Here is a 16,189-nt window from a genome sequence, read left to right as displayed (position 1 = left end):
TCTATCGCACAGTGACGCTAAGTTCAGCGCGTCCAAGGCACGCTGACATCGCTACATTCATACAGGTGTTTGGATACTTACCCCCATCCTGACGCCCAAACACGGACACTCTTACCCATGAGCGGTCATAACGTCTGGACGCATAAAGGCACTTTTCTTCTCGCCGCCGTTGGTTCCGCCGTCGGTTTGGGCAATATATGGCGCTTCCCCTACCTCACCGGTGAAAACGGTGGCGGTGCCTTTATATTGGTTTACGCACTGACGATCTTCGCCGTTGGCATACCGATTCTGATTGCCGAGATCATGCTGGGTCGCACCAGCCGCCAGAGCCCGATTATGGGTATGCGGCACCTGACCAAAACCCATGGCACCTCTCGGGCCTGGGAAACGATCGGCTGGCTGGGCGCTGCCTCGGCGTTTTTGATTTTAAGCTTCTATTCGGTGATTGCCGGCTGGGCGATTCACTACACTTGGCTGATGCTGACCGGCTCACTGGTCGGTGCCGACGCTCAGACCATTAGCACTGGCTTTGACGCACTACTGGCCGCCCCTGGCCTAATGACGCTCTATCACACCCTTTTCATTGCCGCGTCCGCGCTGATTGTCGGCATGGGGATTCATAAAGGCATCGAATCAGGCCTGCGCATTATGATGCCCGCGCTGTTTGTGATTCTGTTGGTAGTGCTGGCCTACGGCGTAGTGAATGGCGATATAGGTGCCGCTGCCAGCTTCCTGTTTACCTTTAATATCGCCGACCTCAGCCTTGAAGGCTGGCTGCAGGCCATGGGCCAATCATTCTTCACCCTTAGCCTGGGGATGGGGGCAATTATGGCTTACGGCGCCTACATGCCCAGCGAGGTCTCACTAACCCGCACCGCCTTTGCTGTTGCCATCGTCGATACCGCCGTGGCGATGGTGGCGGGCCTGGCCATTTTTGCTCTGGTGTTTGGCGCCGGTCTGGAAACCGGGCAAGGCCCTGGGCTAATGTTTGTTACCCTTCCGCTGGCGTTTGCCGAAATGCCGTTTGGCGCTTTGGTGGGCGGGGTGTTCTTTATTCTGGTTCTCGGCGCAGCTATCAGTTCCTCTATTTCGTTGATCGAGCCCGTCGCGGCGTTCCTGGTGGAGCGTTTCGACATGACCCGCCCACAGGCCGTTACCATTATGGTGATTGCCGCCTGGGCAATGGGTCTGTTGACGGTGGTTAGCTTCAATATGTGGGCCGAGGGGACGATTTTCCATAGCCTGTTTGGGCGCAGTGCGTTTGAGTTTATCGAGCTACTCACCAATATATTTATGCCGGTGGGCGGCCTGCTGATAGCCCTATTCGCCGGCTGGGCGCTAACCCAGAGCGAAGTGATGAAGGAACTGGGCAGCAGCGTCACTTGGTTTAAATTCTGGCGGTTTCTGGTGCGCTTTGTGGCCCCCGCCGCCGTCGCCTTTGTGTTTTTACGCACCATTCCTCAGGTGGATGGCTATCTTATCCCCACCCTCGGCGCACTGCTCATTATTGGTGCCTTTGCAGCCAGCCAGCGGTGGCTGAAAAAACCACGACAAATAACTTAATAACAGTGTGCAGGCGGCTTAATTAGCCGCCTGTATCGCGTGGAGACACCATGACCCCTCTTATTGAAGTACAGCGAGTCAACAAAGCGTTCGGCGGCCTACAGGTGATTAATGACTGCTCCATTCAAGTGGAGAAGGGCTCCATTACCGGGATGATTGGCCCCAACGGCGCAGGTAAATCAACCCTGTTTAATCTCATTGCTGGCGCCCTGACCCCTGACAGCGGCCATGTGCTGCTTGATGGAGAAGACATTACCTCGCTCAGCGCCGACCAGCGCTTTCATCGCGGCTTATTGCGCACCTTTCAGATCGCCCACGAGTTCAGCCAGATGAGCGCGCTGGAAAACCTCATGATGGTACCGCCCAAGCAAGCCGGTGAAGACCTTTTCAGTGCCTGGCTAAAGCCCGGCAAAGTGCAGCGAGAAGAGGCGGAGGTGCGCCGCCGCGCCCTGGAAGTCATCGACTTTGTTGGCCTGCACCATGTGCGCAACGAGCTGGCGGGTAATTTGTCCGGAGGGCAAAAGAAGCTGCTGGAGCTTGGCCGCACCATGATGACCAACGCCAAGGTAGTGCTACTTGATGAGATCGCCGCCGGGGTAAACCGCACCCTGCTGGGTGATTTGATCGGCAATATTGAGCGGCTCAACCGCGAAATGGGTTACACCTTTCTGGTCATTGAGCACGACATGGAGATGATTGCCCGCCTTTGCGACCCGGTTATCGTGCTGGCTCAGGGCAGTGTGATGGTGGAGGGGCATATCAACGACATCCAGAATAACCCTGAGGTCATCGAGGCCTACTTCGGTACAGATGCCGCTTAAACGTGACGTTTTCTCCCATTAGCCAATTAATATAATGATGTCGCTGCCAAGCGACCTTGCTGGAATACTTTGCTTATGTCATCAACAACCAGGCCATTAATCGACGCACGGGATGTGCACGGCGGCTATGGCGGCATGAATATCCTTAACGGGGTAAACATGACGCTGGAAGCCGATGAGGTCGGTGTTATCGTCGGCCCTAACGGGGCGGGTAAATCCACCATGCTGAAAGCGGTCTTTGGCCTGCTGCATGTTAATCAGGGCGAGATACTGCTTAACGGCCAGCCCATCCAAAACCTGCCGCCTAACCAGCTGGTGCAGCGCGGCATGGGCTTCGTGCCCCAGGAGAAGAACGTTTTCCCCAGCCTTTCGGTGCAGGAAAACCTGGAGATGGGCGCCTTTTTAAAGCCGCAAAACGTCAAGCGCATGCTCGCTCAGATCTATGAGTTTTTCCCACCGCTGTACGAAAAGCGCCGCCAGCCTGCCGGTGAGCTTTCCGGTGGACAGCGCCAAATGGTCGCCATGGGCCGCGCTCTGATGGCCGAGCCGAGCCTACTGTTGCTGGACGAACCCACCGCAGGGCTGTCGCCGCTGTATATGAATGAGATTTTCGACCGCGTCAAACAGATCAACGCCGCTGGCGTGGGTATTTTGATGGTGGAACAGAACGCCAAACAGGCACTCGCGATAGCCGATAAGGGCTTTGTGCTGGCTGCTGGCCAAAACCGCTTTACCGACACTGGGGCGGCACTGCTCGCCGACCCCGATGTCGCCAAAAGCTTTTTGGGCGGCTAGCCCCAGGGAGATAGACGTGAACGAACTGGTTTTTTTCATCAATAATGTGGTGATTTCGGGCAGCGTCAGCGGCTCTATTTATGCCATTGGGGCCATTGGGGTAACGCTGATTTTCAGCATTATGCGCTTTGCCCACTTCGCCCACGCCGACATGATGACCTTCGGCGCCTTTATGGTGCTTCTGCTTACCACGCTGTTCCCAGCAGCGGGCGCCAGCCTAGGTGTACCCACCGCCGTGCTAATGCTGCCTCTGGCGATGCTGCTCACCGCCGCTTTGGCCGTGGGGATCGATAAAACCTTCTATAAACCGCTACGTGCCCATGGGGTCAAACCGATTGTGCTGGTGATTGGCTCGCTGGGGGTCACGTTGATTCTACAGGGCTTGATCCGCCTCTTTTCCGGCACCGGCGGGCAGAGTTTATATGTCGACGACCGTAAAGAGATCTTCCGCCTTGCGCTGCCCTTCGAGGGTGCCCGTGCACCGATTGTGGTTACCGAACCGCAGATTTATCTGTTCGTGATCACTATCGTTGCGGTCGTCGCACTACACCTTTTCCTTAACCGTTCGCGGTTAGGCAAGGCAATGCGCGCCATGTCGGATAACCCTGAACTCGCCCAAGCATCGGGTATTAATACCAATACCATCGTGGCGGTGACCTGGATGATTGCCGGAGCGCTGGCGGCTATTGCTGGAACGCTGCTCTCCTTAGACGTTACCTTCAAACCCGATTTGAGCTTCTTTCTGCTGCTGCCTATTTTCGCCGCCGCTATTGTGGGGGGCGTTGGTCACCCTTACGGCGCCATTGCCGGTGGCTTTGTGGTCGGCTTTGCCGAAACCCTGGCGGTGTTTAACTGGAATGTGCTGCTACGCCCCTTCCGCGACAGCCTGCCCGCCTGGCTCGAGCTACCGTCGAATCTGGCCTTTGTGGGTACCGAGTACAAAATTGTGGTGCCGTTTTTCATTCTGGTAGCCATTTTGGTGTGGCGTCCCACCGGACTCTTTAAGGGCAAGGTGATCTAATGAGCAACTCAGAAAAAACGCGCAACCCTGCCTACACTCCCCAAGACGCCACGTCTGCCCGTCGCTTCCCGCTGCGCGAGCTGATTCTGTTTGGTGTGCTGCTCGTAGCGGTTTTGGCGGTCTACGCCATCATGGGCGCCGCCTACAGCACGCGCATGCTGGTAGAAGCTGCCTGCTACGCCATCCTCGCGCTGGGATTAACCATCCAGTGGGGCTATGCCGGTCAGTTCAACGCCGGGGTAATGGGCTTTGTCGCCCTGGGTGGCTTCTGTGCGATGTTTTTCAGTGTACCGGTCAACGATGCCTTCTGGGGCACGGCGCTACCCGGCGAATTTGGCCGCGTGCTGCTTTATGGCGCAGCCGCTATTGTATTGATTGTTGGCGCCAGCAAGCTGGATCGACTGGGCGTACCCAAGCCCCTGCGTACGTTGATCGCGGTGGTGCTGGGTGTGGTGCTTTACCTCGTGGTGATTAGCCAGCTGCGTGAAGTCACTGATGCGATTGAAAGCCAGGCAGGCTTCGTCGGTGGGCTGGGCTTACCGCCCTGGATCGGCTGGATTGTCGGTGGCGCGCTGGCGGGTGGCGTCGGCTACTTTATTGGCCATATCTGTTTGGGCTTGCGCAGCGACTATCTGGCGATAGCCACCCTCGGCATTGCCGAGATCATCAAGGCGTTTCTAAAGAACTCCGACTGGCTGACCCGCGGCACCGCTACGGTTTCCCCACTTCCCTGGCCCACACCGGGGCCTGCCGAACTGGGGTTTACGCTCTCACGAGCGATCTACCTTTCGTTTACGGCGGTGATCATCGCGGTAATCTTCTTTTTACTCAATCGCGCCTACAACGCCCCTTGGGGCCGTATGATCCGGGCGATTCGCGACAATGAAGTCTCCGCTGCGGCGATGGGTAAGGATATCAACAAACGGCGTCTGGAAATCTTCGTGCTGGGCTGCATTCTGATGGGCTTGGGCGGCGGCATACTGGGCACCTTCAACAGCCTCTTCGATCCTCAAGGCTACCTGCCGCTCAACCATACCTTCCTGGTGTTGGTGATGGTGATCCTGGGCGGACCGGGCAATAACCTGGGCACCATTTTTGGCGCCGTGGCGGTGTACATTATCTGGATTATGTCCGAGCCCCTGGCGCTGTTCTTAATGCAGTTAGCGGTGGCCTTTGGCGAAGGCGCTTTCGGCTGGGATGCACCAGGCAATATGGATAGCCGCGCCCTGCAGGCACGGGTGCTGGTGATTGGCTTATTGATCACCATGGTGCTGCGCTTCGCGCCCAAAGGGCTACTACCCGAGAAAATCAAAAGTCACAATTGATATGACCTATGAGCTAAGCCCGGCGCGCCAGATCTGGCGCGCTTTCGGGCAGCAACAGGTCACCAAGCGCCTTCAGTACGACAAGTTTTGGTAACAATCAATACTCGTATAACGAAAAGCGTGGGGTGGGGCTCACTCACTGATAATCTCCCAATGGCCCGACTTATCTGACCCTACTCTTTTCAACCTGCCCGCTTGCTGTAACTTGGCCATCGCACGGCCAATAGTACGTATGTCTTTCCCTGTGGTGTCGGCTATTTGCTGGCGAGTAATCGCCGGGTTGTGCTGAATTAACGCCATGATCGCTTCAGGTGTTTTTAGCCCAGAGACATTTACAGGGGCGTTTACAGGGACATTTACAGGGGCGTTTTGTACTAGTGTCTGAGCGATGACCGATAACATAAAATGAATAAAGGGCGTGCTCTCGGCTTGCTGATCCGCTTGTTCAAGCGCTTGGTAATAGCGCTGCTGGTTGTCTTTGATAACGCTTTCCAGCGGCAACGATAAAAACAGCGGATGCCATTGCGACAAAATCAGCGTTTGCCACAAGCGTCCCATGCGACCATTGCCATCGTTAAAAGGATGGATAAATTCAAACTCGTAATGAAATACACTGCTGGTAATTAAAGGATGGTCTTTAGCCTGTTTTAGCCAATGGGTTAAATCCTCCATTAGCCCCGATACCTGATGAGCAGGTGGCGCAACATGATGTACTACATTCCCTTTGTGGATGCCCACCGCTTTATGCCGAAACTCGCCAGCATTTACCAGAATATCCGACATCATCAAGCCATGGGCGGTGAGTAAGTCATTGATGCTATCAGGTTGCAGCTTGGGTAAGGCATCGTAAGCCTGAATCGCCCCTTTGACCTCAGCCAACTCGCGCACACTCCCCATCACGCGCTGGCCGTCTACAATCGCGGTGACCTGCTCTTCAGTCAGGGTATTGCCTTCAATCGCCAACGTTCCGGTAATGGTTTTAATGCGGTTTTGCTTGCGCAACTGAGGCGAAGCATCCAGTGCATTAGCGTTCAGTCTGCCCACTTGCTCGCTGATCTCTGCGACCAGATTGAGAATATCGGCGGTGATGGTAAACGGGGGTTTATAACTCATGGGTTTAATCATCCCCCCACACATTCAGAATTTAATTCTGATCCTATCACACGTGGAATTGCAGGGAAGATTAAGGACAACAAGGTGGGCCATGCCAAATAAAAAATGCCCGACTTAATAAGCCCGGCATTTTTAACACTAATGCTGAGAATTAAAGATCAACCTGACCTTTGCTGGTAAAGGTGCCGTCTTCCACAGCCATCTCGACCACCACGCCAGGCACGTCGCCGTTGTCATCGAACTCATGCGAACCAGAGGCGCCTTCGTAGTTGATGTCGGTGCCTGCGGCAATCAGCTCAACCGCTTTTTCCCACTCGCCGGGCAGAATGACCTCGCCGGGGGCGCTGGAAACACTGCGCAGTGCTTCGGAAAGGCCTTCACGCTCGGCGCTGCCGTTCTGCTCAATCGCCAATGCGACCAGGAAAGCGGCATCGTAGGCCTGGGCGGCAAATACTGCGCTTGGATCGAAGCCAGCAGCTTCGGCGGCTTCGATAAAGATATCGGTACCGGGCAGGTCAGGGCTGCCGGGGCGCGTGGCGATCATGCCATCCAGCACGTCTGCACCGATGGCTTCAATAAGGCTATCGCCGACCATGCCGTCAGCACCTACGTACTGGGTAAACATACCGCTTTCATAGGCTTGGCGCAGCACGGTCTGACCCGAGGTGTCGGCGTAGGCCAGCACGACGAGAGTATCCACGCCACTGACTGACAGTGAGCCTAGCTCAGAGCGATAATCCGCGCGGTTATCTTCGTGGGCAAGGTTCTCAGTAATCTCACCTCCGCCGGCTTCAAAAGCAGCGCTAAAGGCGTCAGAAAGCCCCTGACCATAATCATTGTTGACATAAGTGACCGCCACTGCGTCGATACCTTTTTCAAGCAACAGCTTGGCAAGGATCTCGCCCTGGAAAGCATCCGACGGCACGGTACGGAAGACGAGATCATTATCGTCCAGCTCAGATACCGCAGGGGCAGTCGAAGCGGGCGACACCATCAACACACCACCGGGAATGGCGGCGTTATTAGCCGCAGCAATGGTCGCACCAGTACACAGCGCACCGACAATCGCGGTGACATTTTCAGAGTTCACCATGCGGTCGGCGGCGTTAGAGGCAGCCGATGCATCGGAACAGGTGGTATCACCGGACGGCATCACCAACGTTTGGCCATCTAGAATGCCGCCCTGCTCATTGATCTGCTCTACGGCTAGTTGAGCACCTTCAAAAATGGGTGGCGTTAAACTTTCGATTCCCCCGGTAAAGCCGCCCAAGAAGCCAACTTTGACCTCTGCCTGTGCGAACCCGGTCATTGCCAGGGTTGAGGCCGCCACAGCGGTGGCTAATGCGCGCTTATTGATCATATTATTTGTCGCTCCCAGTGTCGTAAAAAGTTGTGCAATTTTTTAGTGTGCCCCAGCGGACAATCGTTAAGGCTGCTATTAATCTGGAACTGGAACGGCAAAAACACAAGCAACGCTTTCTAACGCTCCTCGCCTTCCTCAAGATATCGCCTGCGTTCAGCGAGCTGCTTTTGAAGGCGTTTGCGTCGGTAAAGCCGCACCAACGCAATCGTTAACGCAGTGACCAGCATGGCGGCCAACACCACACCCTGCCAGGGGCGAGCCGCATTGCCCATCACCGTTTCCAGAGTCATTATCAGGATCAAGCCAATCGCCTGGGATCCGATCGCTAGCGCGCGCAGCTTATCGAAAGCGGGTGAGGGCATAACGTCTCCGTAATTTTCAGCTCAAATGATATGGTCTCCTAGTGTACCTGCTTCGCAGCATGCTTAACTGGAAACCTGAATCAAAAACCTAAGCTGAAAACCTACGTTGAAAACCTGAACGGGATACCCATGAACGCCATTGCTCTCGGCCCGCTACTGATTTCGCTACCACGCCTGTACGCCGTTGGCTGTGCGCTGCTACTGCTGCTCTGCGCGCGCTTCTTGTTAGGGCTGCCCCGCCCGGCTCAGCAGCGCTGGTTTACCGGGCTTATTATTGTTTGGTTAGTGGGCGCTCGGGTGGGCCATATCCTGCTCAACCTGGATAGCTATAGCGACGCCCCGCTTGAAGCGCTCAAAGTGTGGCAACCCGGCTACCATGGCCTATGGGGGATGACGGCTGGCCTGGTATGGACGGCCTGGACGCTGCGGGCGCGGTTATTGGCTATGGGCGGTGCAATGGCCATGCTGGTCGCCGCCTCCAGCCTATGGCTGGTGCTGGTCACCCTGGCGCCCCTGGGCAATGACTTTGCGGTTGACGCCCTACCGGAGATCACCCTTGAGGATGTGGAAGGCAATGACGTGCATCTGCCCTCACTGACCGACAACGCTGACCTGATTATCGTCAACCTGTGGGCGACCTGGTGCCCTCCCTGCCTGCGTGAAATGCCGCTGCTCGAGGAGGCCGCAAAACGCGATGGTGTCAGCGTGGTGGTTGCTAACCAAGGCGAAGACCTACTGCCCATGGTGCGCTACCTGGATGAGCAGCAGCTTGAATTTCGCTACGCCCTGCGTGACCCCAGCCAGCAGCTGATGGCGCTTTTTCAAGCACCGGGATTGCCCACCACAGTGCTGTTCGACGGCCAGGGGAACACCCTGGATATCCACGTTGGCGAGCTTACTCGCGCCCAGCTGGATCGCTGGTTACAAGATTGATGCCGATACACCTTAATCCCCCCGCTGCTTTGCGTTAGAATCCCCCGCCCTGTTGCTGCCGGCGCTCACTACCGGCGGCAGTCGACCCGTTTTGCAGACTCTCCCGAGGCATCATGAGCGATTTTTCTCCCGGCCAACGCTGGATTAGCGACGGCGAAGCCGAGCTTGGGCTCGGTACCGTGCTTAACTGCGACGCCCGTAGCGTTACCATTTTGTTCAGTGCCAGTCAGGAAACCCGTACCTACAACACCCGCCAAGCCCCGCTGACCCGCGTTATGTTCGGCAGCGGCGACCGCGTACTCTCTGCTGACGGCTGGCAGATCGTTGTCGATGACAGCAAAGAGTCCAACGGCCTGATCACCTATATCGGTGAAGACAAGGAAGGCAATCTGCGCGAGCTGCCCGAGGCCAAACTCGCCGATACCATGCAGTTCGACCAGGCTCGCGACCGCCTGCTGACCGGCCAGGTCGATCGCAACGACTGGTTTGATTTGCGCTTTCGTACCCTGCACCACTATCAACGTATCGAGCAGCACAGCGCGCTGGGCTTTTCTGGGCCGCGCATCGATCTGATACCCCATCAGCTCTACATTGCCAATGAAGTTGCCAACCGCCATGCACCTCGGGTACTGCTGGCGGACGAAGTGGGCCTGGGTAAAACCATTGAAGCTGGCCTGATTCTGCACCGCCTACTGCTCAATGGCCGCGTAGAGCGGGCGCTGATTCTGGTACCCGACAGCCTCACTCACCAGTGGCTGGTCGAGCTGCTGCGACGCTTTTCGCTCAACGTCTCGCTACTGGATGAAACCCAGAGCCAGGCCCACGGCAGCGCCAACCCCTTTGAGAGCGCCCAACTGGTGCTAGCGAGCCAGGGCTGGCTATTTGCCAACCCTCAGCGTCAAGAGCAGGCACTGGCCAGCCAGTTCGACCTGCTGATTGTTGACGAAGCGCACCACCTCGACTGGAGTGAAGAAGGCAGCGGCCCCGGCTATCGGTGCGTCGAACAGCTTTCGGCGGTGATTCCCGGCCTGCTGCTGCTCACCGCGACCCCCGAACAGATGGGTATCAAGAGCCACTTTGCCCGCCTGCGGTTGCTGGATAGCGAGCGCTACCACGATCTTGAGCGCTTCAAAGCCGAAGAGAGCCACTACACCGAAGTGGCCCGCGCCATCGACGCCTTGGAGGCACTGCCTGACGACCCTAGCGCCCGTACCGACGTCTCTGCGGTAGCCGATGACCGCGACAGCCAGGCGCTGCTGGCCATCCTGTGCAACCCGGAGGCAAGCAAAGCGCAGCAGGACACCGCTCGCGACCAGCTGAGCGAAGCGCTGCTGGATCGCCACGGTACCGGTCGAGTGATGTTCCGCAACAGCCGCCGTCACGTAGGAGGCTTCCCGGAGCGGCGCTTAAACCTGGCACCGTTAGCGCTGCCTTCGGCCTACCGTCGCGTGGTGCGCCGCTTAGAGCGCGACGACGACTACCTCGACGAGCTGTTGATCGAGACCGGCATGGATCACCCCGACGTGCTGATCTACCCCGACGCGGCCTACCGCGAGCTCAGCAATGATCCCCTCAATGGCGAAGACTGGTGGCACATCGACCCGCGGGTTAACTGGCTACTGGAAAAGCTTAGCGACGACAGTGAGAGCGGCTTCGCCAACGAAAAAGTCCTGGTCATTGCCCACCACCGGGAAACCGCTGAAGGCCTTGCTGAAGGGCTACGGGTGCTGGGCGGCTACCACGCTCCGGTGTTCCACGAAGACCTCTCCCTGATCGAGCGTGACCGCGCGGCGGCGGCGTTTGCCGATGAGGATGAGGGCGTACAGGTGCTGGTCTGCTCGGAAATTGGCTCGGAGGGGCGCAACTTCCAGTTCTGCCGCCACCTAGTCATGTTCGATATGCCCCAGCACCCAGATCAGCTCGAACAGCGCATTGGCCGCCTGGATCGCATCGGTCAACGCCACGCTATTGAGCTGCATATTCCTACTTTTGAGGGCAGCCCCGGCGAGCGTCTGCTGCGTTGGTACCACGAAGGTATGGATGCGTTCAGTGCCCCCCATGGGGTCGGCAACGAGCTGTTTGATGCCTTTGGTGACGCCCTGGCTGATGCCTTGCTGGATGATGAGGCACTTGACGAGATCATCGCCGAAACCCGCACGATGTTTAGCGCCAAGCTGGCGGAGCACGATGCGGGCCGCAACCGACTGCTGGAGCTCAACGCCTGCCGCCCCGCCCGCGCTCAGCAGGTGATCGACGCGGTGCGCGAGCTTGACGATGACGCCGCCCTGCCGCGCTATCTTGAGCGAGCGTTGGATATTTTCGGCGTGGATAGCCAGGAGATCGGCAAGGGCTTAATGCACCTGCAGCCCAGCCAACATATGCTGGATGGCCTGCCGGGCCTGGTTAAAGGTGAAGAGGGCTTTACCGCCACCTACAGCCGCTCCCAGGCGCTGGCCCGTGACGATGTGCAGCGGCTCTCCTGGGAACACCCACTGCTGCGTGAAATGATGGGTCGGGTGCTGGATGGCACCATGGGCAACTCGGCGCTGGCTCTGCTGCGCCACGACGCCATTCCCAGCGGCCGCTTGATGGCCGAGCTGGTGTTTCGCACTCACTGCCCGGCACCCAAGAAGCTGCACCTTAACCGCTTCCTGCCACCCACCGCGGTGCGTTTGCTGCTGGATGAATCGGGCGCCAACCTGACCAGCAAGATCTCCTTCACCGGCTTGGGCAAAAACCTGCAGAAGGTCAACAAGTCGCTGGCGCGGGATTTGATCAAGAGCCGTCACGACCAGCTGCGTGAACTGCTAACGCAGGGTGAAGGCGAAGCCGAGCGCCAGTTGCCCAGCATCGTCGAGAACGCCGAAGCGCGTATGCGCACTCAGTTGGACGCCGAGATTGCCCGCTTAACGGCACTTGCCGAGCACAACCCGGCGGTGCGCAGTGCGGAAATCGACGCGCTAAAAGATGAGCGCAAGGCACTTAGCGAAGCCATTGAAAACACTCGCCTGCGGCTGGACTCAGTACGGGTGATTATCACCGTTGATGCCGACCGCTAAAGGATCGCCTCAAGCGCCTTGTCCAGGGTGGGGTATTGGAAGCTAAACCCTGCCTCTTCCAGGCGCACGGGGCGCATATCTGCTCCGGTCAGCAGTAACCGCGACATTTCTCCAAAGCCCGCTTTTAATACAAAAGCGGGTACTGGGAAAATGGCCGGGCGATTGAGGTGACTGGCCAGGGTTTTAGTGAAGGTGGCATTAGTCACTGGATGCGGGGCGCAGCCATTGAAGGCACTGCTCAAGCCCTCTTGATTGATGAGAAACAGGATCGCCGCGACTAAATCGTCGCGGTGGATCCACGGCATAAACTGCTCACCGCTGCCAAAGCGGCCACCCAGCCCCCACTTAAACGGCGGCAGCATCTTCTCCAGGCTGCCTCCACCCGCCTCTAGCACTAGGCCAATGCGCACAATTGCCAGCCGCACGCCCATGGCCTCAATAGGCTTAGCGGCTGCCTCCCACTGTTTGCACAGCCGATGGGCAAACTCATCGTTAGGCATGGTCTTCTCAGTCACCACGCGCTTGCCCTGATCGCCGTAGTAGCCCATCGCTGAACCCGATACCATCACCTTGGGCAGCGGCTGGCCGTTAGCTTTGAGCTGCTCGCAAAGCGCCACCAACTGCTCGGTCGCCGCCACCCGGGAGTTAATCAGCTTGGCTTTCTGCTCATCGCTCCAGCGCTTGGCGGCAATCGGCTCACCGGCCAGGTTAACCAAGGCGTCCGGAGGCGATTCAATAAACGCCTGGGCGCTATCGCGAATGTCACAATTGTTCGGCAAACGATCCCGCACTTGGTGAGGCGAGCGGGAGACCACCTGCACCTCGTGACCCTGTTCAACTAACTGCCGGCATAGTCGCTGGCCGACAAAGCCACTGCCTCCGGTGATTAATACACGCATGGGGTTTTGCTCCTGTTGGTGGCATCGTTGAAATCCTGCATAGCCGCCTGGCCGACACTTACCTATCAGGCTAGTTCACGCGGCCGGCAGGCGCACAATGATGATCAAAAGCGCTGCTTATCGCTGGCGCTATGCGCAGCCATCAACTACTTGCGCACATGATTTCTTATACAATGCAAGTGGCCTGGCTCTGTGCGGCGACAGCTTCCGCGACGGCCGCGTTGAGGATGCTTGGCTATCCGGCCACCGTTTAGGAAAGGCGCTAATAGGCCGGTCGGTTCAATAAAGAGCGAGCTTAAATGATTAAGAAGGATTCTTATAAAGGTTGTACCGGGTAGCGACAAGTTGTACAAATGGGCATACAGTATCGTGCTAATGTTTAGTTTTTAAATCAGGCAACCTTTAAATGGAACATGAATCACCTTCGCCGCGGCGAACAATAACAAGCCCCTGCAGCGCCGCGCTGCAGTCAACGAAGAGGTACTGGCGCCCATGAGTCTTAAGGCGACCCACCCCCCCGATACGCCACTCTATCCGATACGCGAGGTTTCTCGCTTAACTGGGGTGAATTCGGTCACGCTTCGCGCCTGGGAACGACGTTACGGGCTAATTCGCCCCCAGCGCACTCCGAAAGGTCATCGTCTTTACGCTCAGGACGACATCACCCGCATCGAACGCATCCTGCAGTGGCTCAATCGTGGTGTGCCGGTCAGTCAAGTCGCCGACTTGCTTGACCAGCCAGAAACAATTGAAGCCCCGTCACCTGATGCCGGAGACTGGGCGAGCCAGCGCCAGCAGTTGCAAGCTATTATCGAAGCGTTGGATCTCGCCAAGCTGGAGGCGTTTTATCATCAGAGTTTGGCGCTCTACCCACTGAGCGTGGCCATTAATGAACTCTGGCAGCCAGTTATTTTGACCTTAGAAGCCAAGTGGGCCATTCAGGCAGACCAGCTTGTTCGCCGCACGTTGGAAGCCTTTCTGCGCAGCCAGGTGGGCATCCGCTTGCACTATGCCAATCAGGCTACCCGTGGCCCGCTGATTCTACTCAACGCCATGCCCGACGACCCCGGCCCGCTGTGGGTACTGATGTCGGCGCTAATGGCCAGCGAGCAGGGCTACCGGGTGCAGATGCTTGACCACTCGCTGCCGCTTGAGGATCTTCCCCAGGCAGTGGCGCGGCTGCACTCGTCCATGGTGCTGCTCTCTAGCGGTCAGCGGGAGAGCGATAGCTATATCAACCAGGCGCTGCCTAAAGCGGCTGAGACGCTTAACGTACCCATCGGCGTATGCGGCGAAGTGGCTCGTCTGCGCGAAAACGATTTGCGCGATGGGCCAGTACACATGCTGGGCGATGACCTGCCTCAGGCGATTGCCCGGTTGCGCCCACTGTTACGCGAGTCTGGCGTACTCTAACCAGCGCGCCTTTATTCTGGCCGTTCGCCTTCGTGGCGACCGGCCATTTTTTTGTGCCGCAGGAGGCCCCTATGACCGGAAAGCCTATAAAGCATCAGTTGATATGGCTGCGCAGCGACCTGCGTATTGACGACAACAGTGCCCTCGCCGCCGCCGCGGTTAAGGGCCCTGTGATAGCGGTGTTTTTGCGCAGCATTCCTCAGTGGCAAGCGCATGGCCACGGCGCTAATAAGCTGGATTTTTGGGCGCGCGGCGTCGCTAGCGTCAAAACGGCGCTTAACGGTTTGAATATTCCGCTGCTGCATCGCGATATTGAACGTTATGACCAGGCACCCGAGGTGCTGCTTGAGATCGCTCGCGAATATGATGTTGAGCAGTTGCACTTCAATCACGAGTACGCGCTCAATGAGCGCCACCGCGACCAGGCTGTGCAAGACGCCTTCAAACAGGCCGGGATTACCGCACATGGCTACCACGATGCCATAGCGTTTGCCCCCGGCAGCCTGCTAACCGGGAAGGGCGACTACTACGGGGTATTTACACCGTTCTCCAAGGCGTGGCACAAGCAGGTCAGCGCTGATCAGTTGGCGCTGCGCGCGACGCCACAGGTACAAGCGGCGCTGGATATTCAAAGCGACCCGCTGCCTGAACTTCCCAAGCTTGATAGCTCCCCTATCGATGGGCAGCTGTGGCCAGCCGGTGAAAATGCCGCGGCGGATAACTTAGCGCGCTTCCTACGCTTTCGTGGTCGTCACTATAACGCCCAGCGCGACCTACCGAAGGTGCGCGGCACCAGTGAACTGTCGCCCTATCTGGCGCTAGGCATGATCTCCCATCGCCAATGTTTACAAGCGGTGATGAGCGAAAACGGCGACCACTTAGCCGATGGCGATACCGGCCTTACTACCTGGGTCAACGAGCTGGTCTGGCGAGAATTTTATCAGCACGTAGCGGTGGGGTTTCCGCAGGTATGCCGTTACCAGCCCTTTCAGGAGCATACCAAGCAACTAGCTTGGCGTGACGATGACGAAGGCTTTCAGGCTTGGTGCGAGGGGCGTACGGGATATCCCATTGTTGATGCCGCCATGCGCCAATTAGTGAACACCGGCTGGATGCATAACCGACTGCGCATGATCACGGCGATGTTTTTAAGCAAACATCTACTGATTGATTGGCGACGCGGTGAAGCCTTTTTTATGCGCCACTTGATTGACGGTGAATTCTGCGCCAATAACGGCGGCTGGCAATGGGCGGCCTCTACGGGTACTGATGCTGCGCCCTACTTCCGTATTTTCAATCCCACCACCCAATCCACCCGTTTTGATGCGGACGGTGAGTTTATTGCCCACTGGCTGCCTGAGCTTGCCAAACTACCCGCCAAAGCGCGCCACGCGCCACCTCAGGATCTGCTTAGCGACGTCGATTATCCAGCGCCTATTGTCGATCACAAGGCAGCACGTCAGCGCGCCTTAGAGGCATTTAAATCGCTCTCTAAATAAATCTGTTGTAGCAACTACTAGGG

13 protein-coding genes are annotated in these 16,189 nt (G+C 57.4%); 9 read left to right on the top strand and 4 right to left on the bottom strand.

Features of this window, described 5'->3' with window-relative positions:
- Positions 1–117: 117 nt before the first annotated feature.
- The 5 genes from K7H09_RS16195 to K7H09_RS16175 all read left to right on the top strand — a co-directional run bounded on the left by K7H09_RS16195 (position 118) and on the right by K7H09_RS16175 (position 5,525).
- Positions 118–1,563, top strand: coding sequence for a sodium-dependent transporter (locus K7H09_RS16195; protein ID WP_230805187.1), 1,446 nt, complete (start codon positions 118–120; stop codon positions 1,561–1,563).
- A gap of 50 nt (positions 1,564–1,613) precedes the next feature.
- Complete coding sequence (locus K7H09_RS16190) at positions 1,614–2,384, top strand: ABC transporter ATP-binding protein (protein ID WP_022520878.1); 771 nt, start codon at positions 1,614–1,616, stop codon at positions 2,382–2,384.
- A 75-nt stretch (positions 2,385–2,459) separates the two neighbouring features.
- Entirely contained in the window at positions 2,460–3,179 is a 720-nt protein-coding gene (locus K7H09_RS16185; RefSeq protein WP_022520879.1) for an ABC transporter ATP-binding protein, read from the top strand.
- Positions 3,180–3,195: 16 nt separating this feature from the next.
- Positions 3,196–4,200, top strand: a complete 1,005-nt coding sequence (locus tag K7H09_RS16180) for a branched-chain amino acid ABC transporter permease (protein ID WP_022520880.1) — start codon at positions 3,196–3,198, stop codon at positions 4,198–4,200.
- A complete protein-coding gene (locus K7H09_RS16175; protein ID WP_009288155.1) occupies positions 4,200–5,525 on the top strand; it encodes a branched-chain amino acid ABC transporter permease in 1,326 nt (441 codons plus the stop codon). Before K7H09_RS16180 ends, K7H09_RS16175 begins: the two co-directional genes overlap by 1 nt.
- A 132-nt stretch (positions 5,526–5,657) precedes the next feature.
- Here K7H09_RS16175 and K7H09_RS16170 read toward each other — a convergent pair whose 3' ends face one another.
- The 3 genes from K7H09_RS16170 to K7H09_RS16160 form a co-directional block, all read right to left on the bottom strand.
- Positions 5,658–6,638 (bottom strand): Fic family protein, encoded by a 981-nt coding sequence (locus K7H09_RS16170; protein WP_039860234.1) that lies wholly within the window; start codon positions 6,636–6,638, stop codon positions 5,658–5,660.
- Between the two features lie 151 nt (positions 6,639–6,789).
- The gene (locus K7H09_RS16165; protein WP_009288157.1) at positions 6,790–7,998 is read right to left on the bottom strand and encodes an ABC transporter substrate-binding protein; all 1,209 of its coding nucleotides are present in this window, start codon (positions 7,996–7,998) and stop codon (positions 6,790–6,792) included.
- A gap of 119 nt (positions 7,999–8,117) precedes the next feature.
- Positions 8,118–8,363 (bottom strand): hypothetical protein, encoded by a 246-nt coding sequence (locus K7H09_RS16160; RefSeq protein WP_041158911.1) that lies wholly within the window; start codon positions 8,361–8,363, stop codon positions 8,118–8,120.
- A gap of 129 nt (positions 8,364–8,492) precedes the next feature.
- Here K7H09_RS16160 and K7H09_RS16155 point away from each other — a divergent pair, with 129 nt between their 5' ends.
- Both K7H09_RS16155 and rapA read left to right on the top strand, forming a co-directional pair.
- The gene (locus tag K7H09_RS16155) at positions 8,493–9,296 is read left to right on the top strand and encodes a TlpA disulfide reductase family protein (RefSeq protein ID WP_041158910.1); all 804 of its coding nucleotides are present in this window, start codon (positions 8,493–8,495) and stop codon (positions 9,294–9,296) included.
- A gap of 113 nt (positions 9,297–9,409) precedes the next feature.
- Positions 9,410–12,355 (top strand): RNA polymerase-associated protein RapA, encoded by a 2,946-nt coding sequence (gene rapA / locus K7H09_RS16150; RefSeq protein ID WP_027958784.1) that lies wholly within the window; start codon positions 9,410–9,412, stop codon positions 12,353–12,355.
- Here rapA and K7H09_RS16145 read toward each other — a convergent pair.
- A complete protein-coding gene (locus K7H09_RS16145; protein WP_041158909.1) occupies positions 12,352–13,254 on the bottom strand; it encodes a TIGR01777 family oxidoreductase in 903 nt (300 codons plus the stop codon). The genes rapA and K7H09_RS16145 overlap by 4 nt on opposite strands.
- A 492-nt stretch (positions 13,255–13,746) precedes the next feature.
- Here K7H09_RS16145 and K7H09_RS16140 point away from each other — a divergent pair, with 492 nt between their 5' ends.
- Both K7H09_RS16140 and phrB read left to right on the top strand, forming a co-directional pair.
- A complete protein-coding gene (locus K7H09_RS16140; RefSeq protein WP_009288159.1) occupies positions 13,747–14,667 on the top strand; it encodes a MerR family transcriptional regulator in 921 nt (306 codons plus the stop codon).
- Positions 14,668–14,753: 86 nt separating this feature from the next.
- Entirely contained in the window at positions 14,754–16,166 is a 1,413-nt protein-coding gene (gene phrB, locus K7H09_RS16135) for a deoxyribodipyrimidine photo-lyase (RefSeq protein ID WP_230805216.1), read from the top strand.
- Positions 16,167–16,189 lie beyond the last annotated feature (23 nt).

Origin of the sequence: Halomonas sp. IOP_14 (assembly GCF_021021315.1) — a bacterium.
GTDB lineage: Bacteria > Pseudomonadota > Gammaproteobacteria > Pseudomonadales > Halomonadaceae > Vreelandella > Vreelandella titanicae.
The sequence above is the reverse complement of the archived record's forward strand: the minus strand, read 5'-3'. Positions and strand labels throughout refer to the sequence as shown.

Coding starts and splice junctions, on each gene's coding strand:
- K7H09_RS16175 (WP_009288155.1), top strand. CDS start 4,200: ATGAGCAACTCAGAAAAAACGCGCAACCCTGCCTACACTCCCCAAGAC.
- K7H09_RS16170 (WP_039860234.1), bottom strand. CDS start 6,638: ATGAGTTATAAACCCCCGTTTACCATCACCGCCGATATTCTCAATCTG.
- K7H09_RS16140 (WP_009288159.1), top strand. CDS start 13,747: ATGAGTCTTAAGGCGACCCACCCCCCCGATACGCCACTCTATCCGATA.
- K7H09_RS16195 (WP_230805187.1), top strand. CDS start 118: ATGAGCGGTCATAACGTCTGGACGCATAAAGGCACTTTTCTTCTCGCC.
- rapA (WP_027958784.1), top strand. CDS start 9,410: ATGAGCGATTTTTCTCCCGGCCAACGCTGGATTAGCGACGGCGAAGCC.
- K7H09_RS16155 (WP_041158910.1), top strand. CDS start 8,493: ATGAACGCCATTGCTCTCGGCCCGCTACTGATTTCGCTACCACGCCTG.
- K7H09_RS16190 (WP_022520878.1), top strand. CDS start 1,614: ATGACCCCTCTTATTGAAGTACAGCGAGTCAACAAAGCGTTCGGCGGC.
- K7H09_RS16185 (WP_022520879.1), top strand. CDS start 2,460: ATGTCATCAACAACCAGGCCATTAATCGACGCACGGGATGTGCACGGC.
- K7H09_RS16165 (WP_009288157.1), bottom strand. CDS start 7,998: ATGATCAATAAGCGCGCATTAGCCACCGCTGTGGCGGCCTCAACCCTG.
- K7H09_RS16160 (WP_041158911.1), bottom strand. CDS start 8,363: ATGCCCTCACCCGCTTTCGATAAGCTGCGCGCGCTAGCGATCGGATCC.
- K7H09_RS16145 (WP_041158909.1), bottom strand. CDS start 13,254: ATGCGTGTATTAATCACCGGAGGCAGTGGCTTTGTCGGCCAGCGACTA.